At 35.1% G+C, this 18,263-nt stretch carries 11 protein-coding genes and 2 pseudogenes; 5 read left to right on the plus strand and 8 right to left on the minus strand.

Features of this window, described 5'->3' with window-relative positions; translation table 11 throughout:
- Nucleotides 1–35: 35 nt before the first annotated feature.
- Nucleotides 36–3,371 (minus strand): annotated as a pseudogene (locus tag ACJZL3_RS04075) (baseplate megatron protein TIM-barrel domain-containing protein).
- 281 nt (nucleotides 3,372–3,652) lie between these two features.
- Between ACJZL3_RS04075 and ACJZL3_RS04080 the strand changes: the two are divergent.
- Nucleotides 3,653–4,663 carry a hypothetical protein gene (locus ACJZL3_RS04080; protein ID WP_419198605.1) on the plus strand — a complete coding sequence of 337 codons (1,011 nt, stop codon included), beginning with the start codon at nucleotides 3,653–3,655 and terminating at the stop codon, nucleotides 4,661–4,663.
- Here the strand turns inward: ACJZL3_RS04080 and dcd are convergent, their stop codons facing one another.
- On the minus strand, nucleotides 4,664–5,221 hold the full coding sequence (gene dcd / locus ACJZL3_RS04085; RefSeq protein ID WP_006280485.1) for a dCTP deaminase: 558 nt from the start codon (nucleotides 5,219–5,221) through the stop codon (nucleotides 4,664–4,666). It lies immediately after the preceding gene.
- Between the two features lie 141 nt (nucleotides 5,222–5,362).
- On the opposite strand from dcd, the gene ACJZL3_RS04090 reads away from it, so the two are divergent.
- Nucleotides 5,363–6,379, plus strand: a complete 1,017-nt coding sequence (locus tag ACJZL3_RS04090; RefSeq protein WP_419198607.1) for a substrate-binding domain-containing protein — start codon at nucleotides 5,363–5,365, stop codon at nucleotides 6,377–6,379.
- A gap of 72 nt (nucleotides 6,380–6,451) precedes the next feature.
- Here ACJZL3_RS04090 and ACJZL3_RS04095 read toward each other — a convergent pair whose 3' ends face one another.
- On the minus strand, nucleotides 6,452–7,510 hold the full coding sequence (locus tag ACJZL3_RS04095) for a hypothetical protein (protein WP_244226868.1): 1,059 nt from the start codon (nucleotides 7,508–7,510) through the stop codon (nucleotides 6,452–6,454).
- A gap of 141 nt (nucleotides 7,511–7,651) precedes the next feature.
- On the opposite strand from ACJZL3_RS04095, the gene ACJZL3_RS04100 reads away from it, so the two are divergent.
- A complete protein-coding gene (locus ACJZL3_RS04100) occupies nucleotides 7,652–9,112 on the plus strand; it encodes a TrkH family potassium uptake protein (RefSeq protein ID WP_095742676.1) in 1,461 nt (486 codons plus the stop codon).
- Nucleotides 9,113–9,367: 255 nt separating this feature from the next.
- On the opposite strand, the gene mgtE is transcribed toward ACJZL3_RS04100, so the two are convergent.
- On the minus strand, nucleotides 9,368–10,738 hold the full coding sequence (mgtE, locus tag ACJZL3_RS04105; protein WP_006280192.1) for a magnesium transporter: 1,371 nt from the start codon (nucleotides 10,736–10,738) through the stop codon (nucleotides 9,368–9,370).
- A gap of 153 nt (nucleotides 10,739–10,891) precedes the next feature.
- Here mgtE and prfB point away from each other — a divergent pair.
- A protein-coding gene (gene prfB / locus ACJZL3_RS04110) for a peptide chain release factor 2 (protein ID WP_141456981.1) occupies nucleotides 10,892–11,996 on the plus strand; the annotation gives its coding sequence in 2 pieces (ribosomal slippage) (nucleotides 10,892–10,966 and nucleotides 10,968–11,996; 1,104 coding nt in all).
- A gap of 136 nt (nucleotides 11,997–12,132) precedes the next feature.
- Here prfB and ACJZL3_RS04115 read toward each other — a convergent pair.
- From ACJZL3_RS04115 to ACJZL3_RS04130, 4 genes and pseudogenes are all read right to left on the minus strand, one after another.
- A pseudogene (locus ACJZL3_RS04115) lies at nucleotides 12,133–13,219 on the minus strand (IS3 family transposase).
- A 78-nt stretch (nucleotides 13,220–13,297) separates the two neighbouring features.
- The gene (pstB, locus tag ACJZL3_RS04120; RefSeq protein ID WP_006280935.1) at nucleotides 13,298–14,056 is read right to left on the minus strand and encodes a phosphate ABC transporter ATP-binding protein PstB; all 759 of its coding nucleotides are present in this window, start codon (nucleotides 14,054–14,056) and stop codon (nucleotides 13,298–13,300) included.
- A complete protein-coding gene (dapB, locus tag ACJZL3_RS04125; protein ID WP_010962542.1) occupies nucleotides 14,053–14,838 on the minus strand; it encodes a 4-hydroxy-tetrahydrodipicolinate reductase in 786 nt (261 codons plus the stop codon). The genes pstB and dapB overlap by 4 nt, the downstream gene beginning before the upstream one ends.
- 180 nt (nucleotides 14,839–15,018) lie before the next feature.
- A complete protein-coding gene (locus ACJZL3_RS04130; protein WP_419198608.1) occupies nucleotides 15,019–16,674 on the minus strand; it encodes a recombinase family protein in 1,656 nt (551 codons plus the stop codon).
- A 348-nt stretch (nucleotides 16,675–17,022) separates the two neighbouring features.
- Between ACJZL3_RS04130 and ACJZL3_RS04135 the strand changes: the two genes are divergently transcribed.
- A complete protein-coding gene (locus tag ACJZL3_RS04135; RefSeq protein WP_419198609.1) occupies nucleotides 17,023–18,219 on the plus strand; it encodes a hypothetical protein in 1,197 nt (398 codons plus the stop codon).
- The last annotated feature ends 44 nt before the right edge of the window (nucleotides 18,220–18,263 follow it).

Raw genomic sequence — 18,263 nt, forward strand, 5'->3', positions numbered from 1 at the left:
CTGTATATTAATTCTAGCACTTACTTTATTAAATTTCAATTACTAAATGAATTTATCACTTTCACTTCCGTATTTTCCAGCGAGTCACCGTAAGTCACTGCTTTTAGGTAAAACTTTTTTCCCCTTTGCACTTCGAAAGATATTACTGAATCATCAAGCAGAGTAAATTTTTCACCTGCGGTGTGCTGATACTCTTTGGTGCCCTCTTGCCCTCTAATTAGGTTGCTAAGCTTATATTTATTTTTATCTATAAGTTAGGCACTCTGAAATTTTACTATCTCTTTTCCAACCAGTGCTAAATTGCTTACATTTATAGTACTAACATTAGTGCTTGTAAAACCCTCTTCTGTCATCCCAGTGCCTAGACACTGGGATCCAGGAGAAATATGGTCAAGCGCTGGAATGACACCATCACTTAAATAATGGTTATATGAAGAACTCAATACACCAAAACGTAACACTACTATAAGCCCCTCGTCGGTAGATTCCATTACATATCCGTAAGTAGACTGCTTGTTTGTGTTTGCGATAGGCTTATAATCCTTATCGTTGTACGAAATAAAGAGTGTTGCTCCTTTCCAATTCTTTTCCTCACTAATTAAAGTAAAGCTTGCACTATTACCTTTAATATCCGGTAAATCTATCATTTCTACGATGGTTTTGCTGATATGAGAAGGAGGGTATTCCTTCAGCATAAGTGACCTTGTTGAAGGAAAAGAAAGCTTATATATAGAGTGATCATAACCAACGCCAATTACTTGAATGGACATGCTTTCAAATTTCGTTTTTATAATTCTCACCGTATGTTTTTTCTCACTGTCTAAAATCGTTATTACATCACTTGGCACAAGCCACGCATATTTTATCGGTAGCTTGAAATTGTATATATTTCTCTCTTGCCACGAAGAATAAAGTAAAACCTCAGCGATATTTTGCGCCTCTCCCTCCTCCATAATGAGCGGTATTTCAACTGTTATAGCAGCGCCTTGCTTTGGCAACTCAGCATATTTAACATCAATTGGATAGCCAAAATTGCGATTAAAATAAACGACGTTAACTTTATTGTTTAAATCTAATTGACTGATATTAGCAAGTTTTGAATTGTTACTGAAAACCGTTTCACCAATTGGTATTTCAGTCGTAACTCCCCTGCCCTTTTGGACAAATTTCAGTTTAGAGTCCTGTTCAACCACATCAAAAAAATAGCAACTTTGCAGCATTTTAATAATTGAACGTACCGATTGCTGGTCATTTATTACATATCCAGACAATAATCCTTTAACATCACTCGTATCGAACTGATCGCTTTTTAAACCTGCTTTTTGTAATAGATCCGATAAAACATCGGAAATATTAAGCTGTGAAAGCTTTCCCTGAATCCAATGTCCTGTCTGCCAATTATGGCAGTCAGTCCACATATCACACAAATTGGGGAAATAAGGAAATGGCCTTGCATCCCATGCCCAGAGAAACATTTTTTCTACCATTTCCGAGCTTTGCCACTTCTTTAGCGTTCCTTCAATTGCAATTTTTTGCGAAAGAAAGCTCACCTCTCCGTTTGAATATCGTGGATATTTGCTCTCTATGCTGCCTTTATCAACAAACACATTTGGCTCATTAGTGCAGCCGTTCATACTGGGAAATCCATACTCAGTAAACCATATTTTTTTCATTTTTGGTTGCCATTTCGTTTTACTACCACTGGGGTTTATGTGAGTTTCACTCCACCATTTCTCTATATTTTTCCACGCATACCTGCTGTCGTTATACTTTACTTTTTCAGGTTCACTCTTTGAGTAATCATAGAAATAATCATACCCCACTCCACTGCTCCAACCACCCATTACATCTTCCGCGGAATAACCAAAAGGAGGCTCTGGACCATCAGTCAGTGGAAAATAAGCATCTATGCCAATAACGTCGATGTACTCTGAAGACCAAAGCTCATCCATATTATACCAACCATCATATGAATGGTATTCACTCCAATCAGCAGCGTAAGTTACCGTTACTTCTTTTCCAAGCTGAAGTTTTATTCGCTTTGCAAGCTTAACTAGCTCTATAACGGCAGGGTAATTCCCTTGTTCATCCCTGATTTTGGTAAGTTGCGCAAATTCAGATCCGATGATAAACCCTTCCACTTTAGTTTGTTTGGCAATGCTTGCATAATGCTCTATAAATTTGTTATATTGATTCTCAAAAAAATCACTTATATCCCCAGGGGTCCCGCTCAATTTTCCTCGCCACTCTTTGTTCTTTGTGTCAAGTAAGGGCATTGGATAGAGCATCACCTTGTAGCCTCTGCTGTGTAGCTCTTCTATATATCTTATCAACGCTGCATCACTAACTGTGCCACCATACCTTGGGTTTCCACTCGCATCTTTTGAAATTAGCTGAGCATTATCTCTGGTTACACCCCCTACTTGCCAATCATCAGGTAATATTGCGGAATCATCTTGAAATTCAACTGCAGGATATATTTTACAATCTTTAATGTTCAGATCATTCACAAACCAATTGACTACCACCGACACCAACTCAACATTTGGCAAATCTTCTTTTAATTGATCCAAAGAAAGCATTGCATCGCTCTTTTTAGTGTGGTTGTTGTGATTTACCCTTTGCGCCAGCCCATATGGGATATATTGGTTGCTGCTTATTTTCTCTTGCGCGATTTTCTTCTGTATTTTTGTATCATATACAAACTCACCTGAACCTGGTATGATATTGATATTCCGAATATTTTCCGCTATTGAAAACCCAACGGGCTTTAATGCAGTTCGCACTTCAAATGTAAATATCGGGACGCGATTGTTATAGTCTGCTAAAGGAAAATTCTTGATGACTATGTAAGATATTCCCCTATAAGCCGGCACATTCCCCTCTCCTTCAATTGATGACATAAATGGATCAGGATTTTGGTCTTCTCTGCCGCTGTAAAAAGTATAATCTATTTCATCAAAGCTAAGTGATGTTGTATCTGCCCAGATTCTGTTTAATTTTTCTACTTTCCCCTTGCAGATCGCAATTGCAAGCGTTGCGTAGTAATTATATGTAACGTTCATACCTCTTCCAATTTTGCTTTTGGTGGTTATCGCCTCTTCTTTTATTGGCTGTGACCAAATAATGTTCCCTGCAACACGAGCAGTGCCATAGATAATTGGAATCGTTCTGCCGTAGGTTGAGGTTTGAACTTGCAGATTTTTTAGTCTCGCACCATGCGTTACTTTTTGCTCGGCATCAAGGCCGAACATTGCCCCATCTAGCTGTGCACCAAGAAGAGCACCGAGTTCTGAGCCGATAATCCGGCCAATTGGACCAAAAATGCTGCCTGCTTGACCAAAAATTGATGATAAAATTATTGTAGACATGGTAATCCTCCTTTTGATAGATTTTTTTGAAATTGTTGAGAGAAGATCCAAGTGTCACGCTACTTGGATGACAAGAAAGTGGTACTGGGATGACAGATACTATGATAAGAAATTCAGCAGCTTACAATGGATAGTTGAAGTTTTTAATTAAGAAAAGCACACAAGTAAATCGTGTAGCTATAGTTATTGTAAGCAACAATGAAAAAGTGCGGAAGTGAAAAATTTATGTTGATTTTATATTAATTTTTAGTACAATTTAGCATTATAATCTGGGGGTGCCAATGAAATTTGAAATGTCGGAAGAAAATAGTAAAAGAGTCTTGTCTGGTACAAAATGGATTACTAATGTTGGTCAAAACTATCTTACATCACTGAATAATAGCACTAAACCAACTAGTTCTGGAAAAAAATTAATCAATGCTTTTTTACTTGTTCCAATCATCGTGCCTACTGCTATAACAGCATTATCTCTTAGCTTAACTATGCTTTTTTTGAATGCTGTTAATGTTCAAAAAGATGATTCTAAATTATCTAAAGTAATAAAGTTTATAGTTAGCTCTCTAATCTATATAGCTGCTACCGTGGTTTTAATTCCGTGCATTGTATTAAATCTAATAATTTCACTGATACCTGGTCTTATTTTTTATTACATTAATAAAGACATGTTTAGTCAAAAAGACATAGAAAACAGTCAAGGTCAACCAGTAAATAAAGTTGAGATAAGTAATGATAAAGAATACAATGAGCGTGTTGAAAAAGAAGCTAGCATATCAGGAACTGACCAACATCAAAATAATGAAGAGCACGAGCAAAATGAACTAAGGAGTAATAGTCAAAGTAATTCAGAACAACACCATTCAGCATATAATCAAGCATTAGTAAGTAATGGTCAACTACATAATCAACCGACTGTAGAAGTAATATCTCGAGAAGTGGGTAATACGCGATTTGTAGACCAGACTGTTATAGCAAAGGATATAAATAATGATGGTATACGAGATGGTGGAATGATGATGCGAACAGTTGGAAATGATCGTAACTTCACTGCTTGTGTTGTTGTTACCGGAAATGCTACTAATAAACAAGAAGGTTTCGCTACTGCTATGGGGTTTTCATGTAACATTGTTGAAAATGGAATAGATTTCCAACTTGGCTGCAGTATGCGCACTGGAACTGACAAAAAGCAAGCAATTAAACATCTTAAGCAAAGTGAATCAGCGCGAACTTTGCTATCTGGTGATAGTGGAATATTGTCTATAGAGCAGTTTGGTAGCTCACAACGAAAGCAGTAATTATTTCACCAGCGGCAAAGTAATACCATGCTGATTCATATATTTTCCTTTCATATCATCATATGATTTCTCGCATTCACTTTCGCCGCTTAAAAATACGAATTGGCATGCGCCTTCATTAGCGTAAATTTTCGCAGGAAGTGGAGTGGTGTTTGAGAATTCGAGTGTGACATGACCTTCCCATCCAGGTTCTAAGGGAGTAACGTTTACTATAATTCCACATCTTGCGTAAGTTGATTTACCAACACAAATGACCAGTACATTCCTTGGTATACGAAAATATTCCACTGTACTTGCAAGCACAAAGCTATTTGGTGGAATTATACATACGTCTGTTTCCTTATCTATGAAACTATTCTCAGAAAAATTTTTAGGGTCCACGATGGCTGAATTAACGTTAGTAAAAATTTTAAATTTATTATCCACTCTTGCATCGTAACCATAAGATGATAGTCCGAAAGATATAACACCTTTGCTGCTTTTGTGGTTCACAAAAGGTTCTATCATTCCAAAATTTTCAGCTTTTTCTCTTATCCATTTATCTGGCATAACTGCCATAATTGCCCCTTAAAGTTGTGTAATACTTACAATAATATAAAATAAAATTTAAATGTAAACTGTAGCTTTTGTCATGCAATTAAAGCTTTTCAGTTTGATTTTTTATTACAATAATTAGATTTATGTTCTTAACTAAAAATAATGCTTAGAAACTTTCTCCTGATTTTTGTATTCGTATTATTCACGCCGCTATCAAATGCTGATGCCAGGAAATACATCAGAATTGTTGGATCTTCAACTGTTTTTCCTTTTATCTCGTTTATAGCCGAAGAGTTCAACCGTGTATTCTCCTTTAAGACTCCAGTTGTGGAATCGATAGGAAGTGGATCAGGATTCAAAATGTTTTGCTCAGGAATAGGGGAAGAGACTCCAGACATCACCACTTCATCTCGCCCTATGAAGGAAGTAGAAAGAGAACTATGTAAAAGGAATAAAATTAATGAAGTGATAGAAATCATCATTGGCTATGATGGAGTTGTCATTGCAAATTCAAATCAAAGCCATAGATTTGATTTCACAAAGAAGGACTTATTTGAAACTTTATCTGCATATTCTCAAGAAAATGATAAATTAGTAAAAAATAATAAGAAGTTTTGGTCTAATGTCAATCAAGCCTTACCAAAAACAGAAATTGAAATTTATGGTCCACATCAAAATACAGGTACATACGAAACTTTGGTTAATTCTATTATGCTTGATCAATATTCATGCATGAACTCGAGAATTTTCAAAGAGAATTATAAAGATCAGGAAGAAAGAAAGAAAGCATGTGGTAATATAAGGGATGACGGAAGGTATATAGAAGTTGGAATTAATGAAAATATAATAATACAAAAATTGAAAAGTAACAAGAACGCCTTAGGGATATTTAGTTTCAGCTTTTTAATGAGGAATCAAGATAAAATACAAGGGAGCACAATTGCAGGAATTGAGCCAACTTACGAAAATATATCATCGGGAAAATATATATTAGCAAGACCTCTATACCTTTACATAAAGAGGGAACACTTGGATACTGTTGATGGATTAAGAGAATTCGTAAAAGAAATTATAGATTCGATCGGCATTGAAGATGGGTACCTATCTAGGCTTGGTCTAATTCCACTTTCAAGTGAAGATATAAAGAAAGCTTCAGCAAAGGTTTATGATATAACGTGACGGCAACGTTTCTTTTATATTCTTTGTTCTAGCGTAGTCAGACCCAGCGCGGCGCGCTGGGATGACAATGGATTACTGATTAGGCAGTTCTGCGTTGTTGCAACACCCAGAAACAACCGGGTTCAAACTTTTCGTATTTGGACTTTCTGATTTCTCACAAACTCCTCCAATATAAGCTAGTACAGCCAATGCTGAAACTGCTGAAACTTCTAAAACTAATGCAACTACAGGATATGCCAGCACATAGGCTGCAATAGCACCAACTACGCATAGTCCAACAACGCCTAGAGCGATCTTCCCTTTGTATTCATTAAGCTTTATTTCTCTGTCCTTTTTATAACCCTTAACTTCTTGAATAAAGTCTTCAAGCCATCCCTCACCAGCTATATTAGCATACTCTTTTTGTTGCTTTTCAAGAGAACCTATTATATAGTTATCTTCTGTATTTTGACCTTCTCTATTAACCATGTGGTCTTCAAGCCAGAAGTTACGAACATCAGGGGAAGCTTTATCCCAAAGAAGTTTAGTGATCTCTTTTATCTTTTCAAATTCTTCTTTGCCAAGATTTCTTTCATAGTCAACCATCAGAGGATAAATTAACAAGCAATCAATATCAGTAGCATCACTCCAATATACATTTCGCGTCAAAACACTTTCTACATCTTCACCGCAATTCTCTAGTGCTGTTTTAACTTGATCAACATTAAGACTTCTTATTGCACGCCTTAGTGCCATATCAAGATCCATTACCCTCTTGTGCTCTTCTATTTCTTGAATAACTGTTTTAAGAGCAGGTATGTTATAAAGGCCAAATCCTCGAAAACTCTCTATTGCACGACAACACACAAAATCACGAGTTTTCTGATTAGCAACTTTCCAAATTTGTTTAATGATCTCTACGTTTTCTCCAATTTCTCCTTGAACTTTAACTCCAGCGTCAAGACCAATAATAGCAAAATCTAAAAAATTATCTTTGTAACCAGCCCCAATCCCCTCGTGGTTCAAAACTGCTTGTATATTATCACATTCATTATTGTCGAATATGCCCTGGACCTTTTGAGGGTAGTTATTGCTAATTGCTATAATTAATGAAGCTCGAATTTTTTTTTGTATATCAGTTAATTCAACCATATCTTACCTCTAATAAAAATTTAATTATCACACATATTTACAAGTAAATCAAGTATATTGTTAATAACTGTTAATAAAGGCCAACAAAATGCTTGACGTTAGAGTAGCTTTTATGGCTTTGTATAGCGAGGAAGTAATTCTATGAAAAATCATCAACGTTTACAAAATTTGCGTTCAATTGTATTTATTGTGGGAATATTCCTATTGCTGTTTAGCTTAGCAATGCTTATTCCTGCTATTACTAATAAATGTCTCAGCTACAAATGGAAAAATTTCCTCGCTGGATTCATAATTACCTGCACATCTGGCGCAATTTTTATTTTACTCGGTAAATTAAGTAGATTGCATGGAATGCCAGCAATTTTTGCGATTACTAGTTGCACCTGGATTGCCTTGTCTCTGTTTGCAGCTATTCCTTTCTATTTTGATAATCTGAGCTATGTTGATGCATTGTTTGAAACGATATCTGGCATCACAACCACAGGAGCAACTATATTTAATGATATTGAAAAACAATCTCCAGGAATACTGCTATGGAGAGCAATGCTACATGGCATGGGGGGTTTTGGTGTAATCACTTTAGGAATTGCAGTTTTTCCTATGTTTAAGGTTCTCAGCCTAAATAATTTACTTTATTCTGAGTATTCAGATGCTACCAAAAGGAAGTTGCCGAATACGCGAAGCGTAGTGATTCATGTTACGGCAATATATTATGGCTTAATTTTGTTATGTATATTTTCCTATTATCTAGCTGGTATGCCACTGTTTGATGCAATATGCCACGGAATGTCCTCTGTATCAACTGGTGGATTTGCTAACTATAATGATTCTATAGGGCACTATAATAACCCTATGTTAGAAGTCATAACGATCATTTTTATGATTTTGGGTTCTCTGCCTTTTCTTAGCTATTTAAAAATTATAAGACGGTTAGACATTTGCTATGATGAACAGGTCTCTTACTTTGTTAAGATAGCTACTATCTCATCTTTATTTGCTTGTTTTTGGTTGTATAAAAATGTTGATTTAGGAGTGTCATTATCATTTAGATGCAGCACATTTACCATCACTTCCTTGATTACGTCAACTGGTTATGCAATCTGTAATCATATAGATTGGAGTTTCATTTCAGTCTTAGCTTTTTTTCTCACCTTTGTTGGTGGATGTAGTGGTTCTTCAAGTGGTGGTGTCAAAATCTTCCGCTTGATTGTTCTTTTAAGGTCTATAAGAAATTACTTTTACCTTTTATTAAACCCTGATGCAGACAATGGAGTAAAATTCAATGGAAAAACCCTGGAGAATGATGAAATTCACTCTGTCTTTATATTTTTTGCAATTTTCATGTTAACGTTTACCATTTCATCAATAGTGATGTCTTACTTAAGCAATGCAGACTTTATAACTAGCGTCAGTTCAGTCTCTGCAACGCTTACAAACTCTGGTCCAGGGTTCAGCAACTTAATAGGTCCTTCAGGTAACTATTCTTCTTTCAGTAATGAAGTAAAATTATTTCTATCGTTTTTAATGCTGCTTGGCAGACTTGAAATATTGCCAATCTATTTTTGTATAGGTAATTTATTCTTATTTAATAGAGAGAAATAGTTGGTGAAACTTGATATTATAGCTAAACTGACTTACGACAATTTGAAAAACCGTCATTCCGCTACTCGTTAGCGATATCTATACCGCGAATAAATCCACAGATGTACGAACATTGTGATTTGGGCACACCAAGAAGAATGTCATCCAAGTAGCCCCTTTCTCGTCATCCCGCTACTTGTTAGCGGGATCTATGCTAAGAGATACCGCGAATGAATCGCGGCATGACGGTTCGCGGCGGTATAGCTATAGATAGTATTAGCTATTTAATAAAAAGATCGTAGCTAAACCAAGAAATATAAAAGCTGAGAGAATATCAGTTGTTGCCGATGTTAGGATTGAAGAAGAAACGGCAGGGTCAGACTTTAAGCGATGAAGCATTATAGGAATGAAAGTTCCGATGAACGTTGCAATAATTGACATCATAATCATGGAGACCACAAAAATCATCTCCACTTTGAAGTTGTGAAACCTTATTGCTAACACTACTAATGAAATAGTAGATAAGATCACCCCGTTTATAAGACCTATTAAAAATTCTTTCATCAGTATTCTTTTTGCATTTTGCTCAGTTAGATATTTTGTTGCGATTGCCCGGATGGTTAGCGTTACTGTTTGGGATCCTGCATTTCCGCTCATTGATGCAATTATCGGCATGATTATTGGCAGCACTATAAAACTTTTTATTACATCATCGAAAAAGCCAACTACTATGGAACACATTGTTGCAGCTAAGAGGTTAAACAGTAACCAAGGTAGCCTTTTAATTATAGTTTTATGTATAGGGGCATTTATATCGGCTTTAGAAGATACACCGCTTATTTTGAGTACATCCTCTTCTGTTTCTTGTTGAACAACTTTTATCACATCTTCAATTAAGATCACACCAATAATTTTACCATTCTTATTTACTACCGGAGCCGATAATAGAGAGTAATCTTTAAATATTCTTGCTACTTCCTCTTGGTCTATTCCAGTTTTAATGATTTTTATGTCATGATCCATTATCTCTTTTATTATTGTGTCTCCTGAGTGAGATATTACCTTATTTAAATTAACACTGCCTATAGGCTCTAATTTTGAGTTGATAATGAATATCTGGTGAAATTTTTCTGGTATTTTTTTATAGTTGCACACAAATTCTGTCAGTTGATTTATTGTCCAATAATATGGAGCTATAACCATATCTTTATGTATTAACCTTCCTGCACTTTCTTCTGGATATGATAGCAACTCCTCTACCGATTTCTGAGTTTTGCTGGGCAAATAGTAAAGTATATTTTCTACAGACTTTCTATCTAAATCTTTCACTATGGTTACTATATCTTCTACATCAAGGAGCATTAGTAACTTTGCTGTATTTTCTATTCCCAATGTTTCTATGATCTCTATTTGTAAATCTGGCACTACATGCACTAGGGCATCACTTAACAAATGTTGATCGAGGATATTAACTAATTTCTCCCTGTGATCACTGATCGAAGTAGATAAAAAATAAGCTAACTGAACACTGTCTATCGTTTTTACAATATTACGAACATTCTCTAGCTCCTCGTTATCAAGTGACTCTATTAAGTCATCAATAGCCTTTTTGTCTAAACCATAATGGGAACTTATTTCAATATTCATTACTTTACCTTGTTTTTTAATAAATATACGCGCTTGATTTCCTTAAACATTAAAGTATAATGAAATTATTTAAATTAACTATCATATGGTTAAATTTCTATTTTGTTTACTGTTATTGTTATTGATAGTAAATATATTAAAATCTAAAGTATAATGAAAACTTATCCAGAAATTCTTGAACACTTTCAAAGCTTAAATAAAAGTATTTCTCTTATCAGGAGGTGTCTTTGACATAGAAAAATTAAAGTTGCGTCTTGAAGAGCTTGACTCCCAAGCGTCGAATGATGACCTATGGCAAGATAACCAAAAAGCACAAGAAGTTTTAAAAGAACGTTCTAAAATTAAGAATGACGTAGAGTCGTTTTTAAAGCTGGAAAGCGATTACAACGATGCCATCAGCTTAATGAAGTCTGCTATTGATGAAAATGATGAAGAATTTTTCTCTGAAGTTGAAAATGAATTAGCTAAGCTAGAGAAATTAATCAAGTATAAAGAAACAGAGTCCTTATTTACTGGTGAAGCAGATAATAATAACTGCTTTTTAGAAATCCACTCAGGAGCTGGCGGAACCGAGAGCAATGATTGGGCTGAAATGCTGATGCGCATGTATATAAGGTGGGCAGAAATTTATCACAACTTTAAAGTTGAAGTTGTAGAAAAATTAGAAGGAGAGTCAGTTGGTATAAAGTCTGCAATGATAAAAATCGTTGGAGAAAAAGCTTATGGGTGGGCAAAAAGTGAAAGTGGAATTCACAGGCTGGTTAGAATATCGCCATTTGATGCAAATGGTAAACGTCATACCAGTTTTGCAAGTGTAGGAGTAACTCCAGTGATAGAAGATTCAATTGATATTGCTGTGGATGAAAAGGATCTAAAGATCGACACCTATCGTGCTTCCGGAGCAGGCGGTCAGCATGTGAACAAGACTGAAAGTGCGGTACGCATTACGCATATTCCAACTGGTGTTGTAGTTCAATGCCAAAATGGTCGTTCTCAACACAGAAATAAAGATGAGGCGTTAAAATTACTTAAAGGACGTTTATACCAAATTGAACTGGAAAAAAAAGAACAGAAAATGGCTGAAGAATATGGTAAAAAATGCGATATAGGCTGGGGCAATCAGATCAGATCGTACGTTATGCATCCATATCAAATGGTGAAGGATTTAAGAACCGGACATGAAGTGGGCAATATAAATTCTGTTTTTGATGGTAATATAGATTGTTTCATAGTTAGTGTGCTTACTAAGCAAAATTAGGTAGGGTTGACTTTCTTGCCATAATATATGATAATTAAAATATTGTTAAAGTAGGAGTAAAGTTATGGCGATTAAATATGATCAGTGGAAAAGTGACCTTACCCAGAAAAAGTGGAGAGAAAGTGTGGAATGTTTTTTACAAAAAGAATGATGCATCAAATTGTTCTGGAATGCAATAGTTAATAGTGACGTTGTTTGTTATAAAAAATTTCTATGTATTCAAATATTGCAGTTCTAGTTTGTTGAGCAGAGTGTTGTGAAGTATCAATAAGTATTTCTCTTTTCAATGAGCTAAAGAAGCTTTCTGCAACAGAATTGTCGTAACAACAGCCTTTATTACTCATCTATATTCTTTACAGCTAAGAGATATTGATACCCTTGCGCAGTATATTGTGAACCTTGGTCACTGTGCAGCAGTAGATTTTTAACAGGTTTACGCCTATTAATGGCCATTAATAAAGAGTTCATAACCAATTGTTTATTTATTGCACTACTCATTAACTACCATACGTGAGAATTATTGCTGCCAAATATAGCCATCCCTCCTTGGTTTTGATGTAAGTAATCCCATACTTTATTTGGTTGATCAACAATAAAGTTTTGATCTAGTATATTGGGAGCTACAGCTCTATTATCTGCTTGTTGTTTTTTAATTTTAAACTTTCTTCTCAGTATAGCCCTGATGTCATTTTTCTGCATAATACTTTGCACCGTTTTCAAATTGCAACTTTTACCCAAAGCCTTCAATTCAGCATGAATTTTAGGAGCTCCATATCTACATTTAGAAACTTGATATATTTTTTGAATAGCTGCGAGTAGCTCTTTATTTGCTGATTCTCTACTGCTTATTTTTCTTGTGGTCCACTTATAGTAGCCACTAGCAGAAAATCCTACATAATTCCTGTACTTTATAGCAGTTACTATATAAAAAAATATTTTACTCTTTTTGACTGGCCAGGGCTTTTTTTTAAATGTCTCTTTCCCTTGTTACTCTTGCTTTGTAAATCAAACCTCTCTTTGTCGTAAGGAGCCATGTTACCTCTACCTGGAAATGCATTTGCCGCTGACTTTTTTTCGTTATATTTCTTCATCCATTTTCCTAATACACTATCCCTTATTCCTAGATCTCTTGCTACTTTTGCAACTGGTTGACCTACCTTTCTTTGTTCATTTGCCAGCTTAACAGCTTCCAATTTGAATTCTGCCGTATATTCTCTTACCATTTCTAATCCTCCAAAATTTTATTTTACCCAAAAAAACTCTTTTCTTTCTCTCCACTTTTTCTGGGTAAGGTCAGAAATTTAATGATCCAGGATATACTCCTTTGTTAAGGGAGATTGAGCATTTTCGAATATTTCTTGAGTGCTTCCAGACTCAACAATTCTGCCATTATGAAAGAAAATTACACTATCAGATAACTTTTTAGCTTGCTTCATTGAATGAGTCACCATAATTATAGTAAATCTTAATTTTAGCTCTTGTATAAGATTTTCGATTGCATTGGTTGCCATCGGATCAAGAGCAGAGCACGGTTCATCCATTAATAAAATAGTTGGCTTCACTGCAATTGCGCGAGCGATGCATAGCCTCTGTTGTTGGCCACCGGATAAATTGAGTGCGCTATCTTGCAATCTGTCCTTCAATTCTTCCCATAAACCAACCTTGGTTAAACTATTTTCCACCATCTCATTCAATTTTTGCTTATCCTTCGCCATACCATGCAATTTTGGCCCACAAGCAACATTATCATATATTGATTTTGGAAAAGGATTTGGCTTTTGAAATACCATACCAACTTTTGCTCTAAGTAGTACAACATCCATATCGCGTGAATATATATCACCCAGCCCATCGATATCTAATTCACCAACAGTTTTGCAACCTGGTACATAGTCATTCATACGATTAAAACAACGCAAAAATGTTGATTTACCGCACCCGGATGGTCCGATAAAAGTAGTAACTTTTCTTTTATAAATATTCAAATTTATATCGAATAAAACTTGCTTAGAGCCGTACCAGAGATTTAAATCTTTAACAGAGGCACGTGTATTGCTCATATCACATCCTGCATTGAATAGAGCCCCGGAATTTCTCTTTTATTTTCGTATAGCCATACTGCTGCTTGAACAGCTCCTCTAGCAAATGTTGTGCGATCAATTGCTTTGTGGTTTAGTTCTATCCGTTCATCAGAATTAACAAACATCACGCTGTGATCTCCTATTACTCCACCTCCACGAGATACTGCAAAACCTATTCCCCCCTTTTTCCTTATGTTTGAACCACTATGTAAATATTGATTGGACTGAAAATCCACTTTTGAAGCGTTAGCAATTGTTTTGCCAAGTTCTATAGCTGTTCCAGATGGTGAATCCTTTTTTAAGTTATGATGCATTTCCCAAATCTCAACGTCATATTCATTACCTAAAAGCTCAGCAGCTTTTTTTACCAATTTCAGCAACACATTAACCCCAACACTCATATTTGCTGACCATAATATTGGAACTTCAGCAGCATATTCTTTCAAATCGACACCTTCTATTCCAGTTGTGCCACTAACCAGCGGTGTTTTAAATTTTACAGCTGCTTTAAGGCAGTCTAACATACATTCTTTAGTTGTAAAATCTATTACAACGTCAGATGACTCAAATATGCCACTAATAGAACTTGTAACTTTAATTCCTAGATTGGCTATAATTGGTCCAATATCTGAATCTATGTACTTACTACCTGAACGGGCAACAGCACCTGCTATTTCCACTTTGGTATTTGTAATTAATTCATTGAGTATTTTTTTGCCCATTCTGCCTAAGCAGCCTATTACTCCAACTCTGATTTTCATAAAGCTTTTTACGTTTATTAAGAATGTTAGGCCTTTTTTTAAGCTCTGTCACTTCTGATCTATATTCTATAGCTGTACGAACACTGCAATTTCAGATCCCAGTGCCTTGACCACAACTATTGCAATATGGTACATAGTGAACGATGTCATTCCAGTCTGGAATCTAGCCTTTCTGCAATCTCATCGAAAACGTTTTTCTATGCTAGTTTGCTTGCTTACAAGCAAACTTTTCTGGATCCCAGTGTCTGAACTCCTAGTACAACATTGCATAATTTTATTATGGCTATTTTGATCAAAATTTGCAAGACTTTTTATGCGAAACACTATATACAAGTGATTGTGATTGATTTCAATTTGATGAATTAACATTCTAATAATATTTTGTTTAGTCTGCCAATCCACTTGATCAAGCTTTGACTCAACGCTTGAGGAAAAGTTTTTCAAGTTATCTGTAACAAGGCTCAATTCTTGTTGTAATTTCTTTTGATCAAGTACTTTTTCTTTTTCCTCCTCAATTTCTTTTAAATGCTGTTTCATTGTTGTGATTCTTGGTTCAAATTCTTCTTGGCTTATAAACCCTTTGGCATAGCTATCAATAAATTTTTTGATACTTAATTTTAGCTTACTTTCTTGCTTTTCACGTGTTTGATTATGTAAAGGTTTTTTGTTCTCTGATAATCTACGTTGATATTCATTTGCAATCCTATCTGGCTCTTTTAATATACTCTTAACTTCTTCCCATATAACTGTGTCTAGTACATCAGTACGTATTGACTTGTTGTCACATACTCTGTTGCCATTAAATCTGCAGCCAGAACAACGGTAGTAAGAATACCGCTTATTTCTACTATATGCACCACAATAAGTATATTGGCAACGCTGACATACTGTTAAACTTCGCAACAAAAACGTTTCTTTTCTTTCTCGGGCTCTTGCCCTTTGTCTATTTTCAGTTAGCTGTACTTGCACTGAATCAAATAAATTATCGTTAACTATTTTTGGCACTGGAACGTAAATCCAGTTTTCTTTATCATTACTAAAATGACCATTTTTAAGTTTACCACAAGTTCCTTTTTTTGATTTCCTTACTTGTGGCTTCGAGCATGCTTTAGTTTTACCATAAGCTGCTTGTCCTATATAAGCTGGATTTCTTAACATTTTCCAGATAGTACTTCTTTTCCAATATTCTTTTCCTGTTTGTGTTATTACTGGTATCTCGCTAAGTCTACGTATAACTTCATTGATGCTCATTCTTTCTTGACCAATCCAATTAAATATTTTGTACACTACATCTGCTTCTTCTTGATTAACCTCAAACTGAGCACTTCCTTCACCTACATGTTTTGCTATGTAGCGATAACCATAAGGTGCATTACTCATTACACTTATACGGCCAGTTTTAGCTGCGTGAAGTTTTCCCCTACGATTACGTTCCATAATTTTTGCACGTTCATACTCTGCTACTAATCCTTGAATCCCTAAAAACATATTGGATTCTGGATTATCCTCAAATTTATGATTTAAGAAAATAACCTCTGAGCCTGCTTTTCTAAACTCTTCGAGTAAGAGCGCTTGGTATGCAGATTTTCGTGATAGCCGATCAGGTGAATGAATGTATATCTTATCAATCTTACCTTCTGCTACTCTATCACGTAAACTCTCTAAACCAGGACGTTCTAAGTTTGATCCACTGTAGCCATTATCAACAAACCTGTGCTCATCTAATAACTCATATCCATCACTACCAATGCGACGCTCCAATTCTACAATCTGACTCTCTATTGTATTCTCCTGTGCCTGTTGTCTTGATGAAACTCTTACATACAAGCTTACCATTGTCATCTTTTTCTACCTCCTTTGTTTTATATTTCAACAATTGTTCATAAGCATCTGCCAAATATGTACCTGCCAACCGACTGGGCTCATAACGGCAATAAATAGTTAAATCCCCTTTTTGCATGTTTTTCTTCCTGTGAATTTTCTTATAGGTTAGGAGAATTCTTATCACCAGCTAAAAGAAAACGTTTGCCATTTTAAACTAAATCAATGGATACCTTATTCAAAGTAGCTGTCTAGTTCACACAAATTCTCCCTAATTAAATATACAAGATTTGAAAAAATTATGTCCAAAAAATCTTTGCTTGAATTGTCATATTATGTATAATATAGCTTATTTTATGTAATATGAATGTTCATCCAAGCCATGAATTCTGGGAAAGCGATTTAGAAATTCCTGTTAACCTTTTACTAGATCGTTTTCAGGATTCTAATATACGTCAGTCTTGGTTAGATTCCCTTTCTGGTAAACAACTGAGCATTATTTTTCAGCATTGCTTTAAAAATCATTTAAATGGACAACTTTTTCAAGATGGAGACTACGATGACAGATCCACTCAACAAAAACGTAAGATGCTTGCTAGTTACTCTGGCTCTCTTTTTAACTATTATCTCATTAGCTACTTTGATCGTACAAAACTTGAAGCTACAGTCAGTGAAGTAGCAAGATTTGCCCTGACTCAAGAGTTAATGAGGTCGTATCTGATAAAAAATAATACCAAGTATGATAAAAGATCCTTATTGTTTTTACTATTTCACATAAATTGTGAACTTCTAAAATCTGTCTATCACTTTGATAAAGTGCAAAAGAAAGGTTTCGTATCATTTGCTCTACAGAAACCACCAAGACAAATAAAAACTTCATTTAAGGAATTTATGTCACCAGAAGCGGTAGAGCAGATACTTAGGGATGATAACCAATTGCAGGGTTTTTTTCATCACCAAGATCGAATATATATGTTTGTACGCCGAGGAAGTGACATGGATTTACTACTTAATTCAAACAAAGTTGTTCATGGTCATAAGCCTGAGTGGATAATTTTAGACTTTTCGCTCGATGGTACAGAGGTGAATCTATGTGCTAAAAATACTAATAAAGCTGTGGAAATAGCAAATAGCATTATAAGCGGGTATTTTAACTGCGAATGTACTTTTGTGAATATACAAGATAAGAACTTTCCACTACAAGTGCACAAGTTTCTTCAAACATGTATAGAGGGCTCTGATCCTAATATTTGTATATTTGAGTTAAATTTTAAGTCAGATTATTTTAAAAATAGTAATACATATCTTACTTTAAGTGTAAAGCCGTATGATCCTATCGCACCAGAGTTACATATTTTGAAGCCATCTATTGGCAACGTACTACAATCTATTCAATCAGCTAAAGTAATGTTCCAAAACAAAAAGGTAACATTTTCTTTCAAATCAAGTGGGGAAATTTATTATTCAGAGCATCCGCTCAATAAAAAAGAAAGAGAGTACCTAAAGAAATATATGGAACAATCTTATGGTCTTAAAATCCTTTCACGAGCAAATTGCTGATCTTTTAAGTTCCAATAATTCCTGGGTCAATCCAAGTCAAAACC

Source organism: Wolbachia endosymbiont of Rhagoletis cingulata (assembly GCF_048537655.1).
Classification (GTDB): domain Bacteria; phylum Pseudomonadota; class Alphaproteobacteria; order Rickettsiales; family Anaplasmataceae; genus Wolbachia; species Wolbachia pipientis.